The sequence below is a fragment of the Kitasatospora sp. NPDC048722 genome, assembly GCF_040650235.1.
Lineage (GTDB): Bacteria > Actinomycetota > Actinomycetes > Streptomycetales > Streptomycetaceae > Kitasatospora.
This window is the reverse complement of record NZ_JBEZGX010000139.1, coordinates 1-4206: the sequence shown is the minus strand read 5'-3', so window position 1 is coordinate 4206 and position 4206 is coordinate 1. Positions and strand designations below refer to the sequence as shown.

Below are 4206 nucleotides of genomic sequence, written 5' to 3'. Positions count from 1 at the left end.
CGGCCGCGGTGACGTTGGCCGCTGCGGCGAGCTCTGCCGGGGGAGCGAAACGACGCTCCTCCTTGAGCAGGTTGGCCAGGCTCTCGTTGCTCAACGACTTTCTCCTCTTGCTTCTTCATTGCGTGTTCCAACGTCCTCCGGGTCCTGCCGGTTCGGACGTCGCCGGGGTGGTGCGGAGGTGATGCGGGGGGCGCGGTGAGACCGGTCGGAGCGCGACACGGCCGGTGCGCGGGCTCCCTTCGCCCGAACGGGCGATGACGCCGAACCACCCGGCCGCACCACGCTAGAGCCGCACCGCCCGCCGGAACATGACGGGCGGTACCGAAAGGTCTGGCGGGCCCGCCCCGGGCCGCGGAGCCGTCCGGCCGACGGCGCCGACAGGGTGCCGATGGGGTACTGGCAGGGGCGTTGACAGGACGTTGACGCGCACGGGTGAGAATCGACCCGTGAGCGGCCCGGTCCGGTCGTGGTGGCGCGAGGTCCGCGCGGCCCCGTCCTCCGTCGCTCCGGTTCCACAGCGTCACCCTGCACCTCCGCGGCCCCGGCCTCGGGGGGCGGCGGCGCTCCGCAGACGGACAGCCCTGGTGTGACATGGCGACAAGCCCAACAGTGATCGATCTCGGTGACGCGGCAGCGCCGCATGTGCGGTCCGTGCCTGAAGCGCCTGACACGCCGTTCGTCCAGCACGGTCGCGCGCGCGAATCGGAGGTGCTCCGGCACCTGCTCGCGGCCGGGGGAGACGGCTGCGTCTCGGTGCTGCTCGGGGGAGCCTGGGGCAGCGGGAAGACGGAACTGCTGCGGGAGGCACTGGCCGGCGTCCGTCACGACCCGGACGTCCTCGTGCTGTCGGCGGCACTCGATCCGCTCGAACGCGAGCTCCCGTTCGGCATGGTCCGAAGGTTCCTCGACCAGCTGACGCCGTGGGCCGAACCGGAACCGGCCGCGCTCTGGGCGTCCGCCCCCGAACCGGTGGCGCTCGACGACCTGTACCGGCGGTTGGTCCGGTCGACGGACGGCAGGCGCCTGGTGCTGGCCGTCGACGATCTCCAGCGGGCCGATGCCCGTTCGCTGCGCTGGCTGCGCTACGTGCTCCGGCGCGGTGCCGAACTGCCCCTGGTCCTCCTCGCCACGCTGGGGGAGGAGGGGAGGCACGCGAACACGGACGTGCTCGCCGACGTCGTGCCGCTGTTCCGGCACCGGATGACGCTGGGCGGCCTCGCCGAGGACGCGGTCGAGGCGCTCGCCGAGGACGTCCTCGGCAGGCACCCGGGCCGGGCCGTGACCGCGGCCTGCCGGGAGGCCACCGGCGGCAACCCGCTGTTGCTCCGCGCACTGCTGCGCGGACTCCGTGCTGCCGACGCGCAACACACCGACCTTCAGCACACCGACCTTCAGCACACCGACCTTCAGCACACCGACGAGGAGCTGGCGGTACGGATCACCGAGTACGTCCCGGCCGACGTTGGCCCGGCCCTGCTCGCGCGGATGGAAGCACTGGCACCGCATGCCGCGACGGTGGCGACAGCCGCGGCGGTCCTGGGCACCGGCCCGAGCGGCGGACCGACCGCAGACCTGAGCGCAGGCCTGAGCGTCGATTTGCTCGTCGAGGCCACCGGCCTGGCCGAACCGCAGTTGGCGGACGCCCTGCACGCACTGGTGCGGGCCGAGTACCTGACCCGCACCGGGGACGAGGGGACGGCCTTCGGTTGCGCGGCCCTCGCCGCGGCCGTGGCCTCCACCGTGCTGCCCAGCCGGCGGATGGCACTCCACCGCGGGGCGGCCCGCTTCCTGCGGGCGCGCGGTGCCTCGGCGCAGCGGATCGCCGTCCACCTCCTGCCCGCTCCCCGGGGCGAGGCGTGGGCACCGGAGGTCCTGGCCCGGGCCGCCGAACGGGCGGCCGAGGAGGGCCGCACCGCAACGGCCGCTGCGTACCTGCGGCGGGCGCTGCGGGAGGAGACCGGCGAGGAGTCACGGGCCGGGCTGCTGGCCTCGCTCGGCCGGCTGGAGCTCGCCTCCAGCGTTCCGGTGGCCGTCCGAAGCCTGGAGAGCAGCCTCCGGCTGTCCCAGGACCCGGTCGAGCGGGCCGGGGTGGCGCGCAGACTGGCCGGCGCGATGCTGGCCGTGGACCGCTACCCGGAGGCACTGGAGGTCCTCCGGCGCACCAGCGAACACATCCGGGAGGCGGACCCCGCCGACGCCCTGCGCCTGGAGATCGACCGCATCCACATCGCCCTGACCAACCTGGCCTCTGCTCCGGACGCCGTGGCACGGCTGATGGAGCTGAACGTCCTCGACGCGCCGGACAACGGCGTCCGGCGGCCGCTGGCCGCGCTGCTGAGCCTGCGCGCGGTCATGGTCGGCCGGTGCCCGGAGGAGGTCGTGAGCCTCGCGGAACTGGCCCTGGGGGAGGGGGCGGACCCGCTGTCCGACGAGTCCTTCGTCTACTACGACGCCCTGGTCGCCCTGCGGGCGGCCGGCGAGACGGTGGCGGCGCTGGAGCACGCGGACGCCGCCGTGCGGCAGGCACGGGCCCGCGGCTCCGCGCTCGGCCGCCTCCAGGCGCTCAGCGTGCGCGCGAACCTGGTGGGCCGGGTGGGGCGCCTCTCGGACAGCCAGGCGGACGCGGCCTCGGCACTGGAGGAACTGCGGGCGATCGACATCGGGCCGGCGCACAGCGTCGCCGTCTTCGCGACCGCGACGTCGATGGACTCGCTCATACGGCAGGGAAGGCCGGAGGAAGCCGAGAACCTTCTCCGACGTGCCGGGCTCGCAGCCGAGTTGAACGCCAACTGGGTCAACGACCACGTCCTGATGGTCCGCGGCCGGCTGCGGGTCGCGCAGGGGCGGCTGGACGAGGGGCTCGCCGATTTCCTCCGGTGCGGTGAACGGGCCGTGGCCCGCGGGATGTCCGGCCCCGGCTTCCACACATGGCGCTCCGAGGCGGCGCTGGTCCAGGCGGCGCTGCGGCGCGGCGAGGCCGCCCGGTCGCTGGCGGAGGAGGAACTCGGGCTGGCGCGGGCCTGGGGAGTGCCGGAGACGGTGGGCACCGCCCTGACCGCGCTGGGCGTGGTCCGCGGGGGCGTGGAAGGACTCGAACTGCTGCGGGAGGCGGTCGGCCTCCTCGAAGACGCGCCCGCACGCCTGCGGTACGCCCAGGCGCTCGTCGACTGCGGAATCCTCGCCCGAAAGGCCGGGCGACTGCCCGAGGCCCGCACCTGCCTGCAACGGGCCGCCAGCGTCGCCGACGAGTGCGGAGCGGCCCCGCTCGTCGACCTGGCGCTCGCGGAACTCCGTGCCGTCGGCGACCGTCCGCGCACCCGCACCTTCCACGGGGTGAACGCCCTCACCCCGACCGAACGGCGCGTCGCGGACCTCGCTCTCCAGGGCATGACCAACCGCGGGATAGCCCAGCACCTCTTCGTCGGCCTGCGCACCGTGGAGGTCCACCTCACCAACGTCTACGGCAAGCTGGCCATCGACGGCCGAGCGGGACTGGCCACAGCCCTGGCGGCCGCGGGTTCGGCGGACCCGGGGCCGCCGCCGGCCCGGGCCGAGGGCCCGTCCGCCGGGTGATCCACGGCCGTCCCATGGGCGGCCCCGGCGCGGTTGACCTCTCCGAGGCGCATCGCCCCCGAGCATCAGCAGCACGGTGCCGAGCTGGGGCGAGAGCGCATTGAAGACGGGCTGATGGTGCCGTCCCCACCGCCGAGCGGCCCGAGCTGGGGCGTTTTGCCTCGGGCGTGGAGGAGGAGTAGTGTTCCCGAGTCGCTCGGCAGGGAGCACCGGACACGCATCGGCGCGGACGGTCCCGGAGCGGCCAAATCCACGAAAGACAGCACGTCCCGGTACGGACCGGGTCGGGTTCGCCGTGTGCGCGCTCGGCTCGATGCGTATTCGGTGTGTGTGTTTATCGGGATTGCATTCGGGCTTCGGTCGGATTCGCTTTTCGGAGCGGGGATCGGCTAGAGTTTGGAACGTCGGACGGGGCGTCAAGTCCCGGAAGACACCGGCGAGTTGGATGACGAAGCCCCGGAAAACGGAGCGGAAAACATCTGATAAGCTGGAAACACGAAAGAACGAAGCGCCCGGAGGGCCCGCTGGAAGGCGGCTTGAAGGAAGTGTCCGTTCCTTGAGAACTCAACAGCGTGCCAAAAGTCAACGCCAGATATGTTGACATCCCCGGCCTCGATCGTCTGATCGGGGTTG

At 73.1% G+C, this 4206-nt stretch carries 2 protein-coding genes; one reads left to right on the top strand and one right to left on the bottom strand.

Annotation, left to right across the window (positions count from 1 at the left end):
• Positions 1–651: 651 nt before the first annotated feature.
• Positions 652–3573 carry an AAA family ATPase gene (locus AB0C76_RS41040; RefSeq protein WP_359975810.1) on the top strand — a complete coding sequence of 974 codons (2922 nt, stop codon included), beginning with the start codon at positions 652–654 and terminating at the stop codon, positions 3571–3573.
• A gap of 416 nt (positions 3574–3989) precedes the next feature.
• Here AB0C76_RS41040 and AB0C76_RS41035 read toward each other — a convergent pair.
• Positions 3990–4206: hypothetical protein (locus AB0C76_RS41035; protein WP_359975807.1), on the bottom strand; the 217-nt coding region annotated here is incomplete at its 5' end.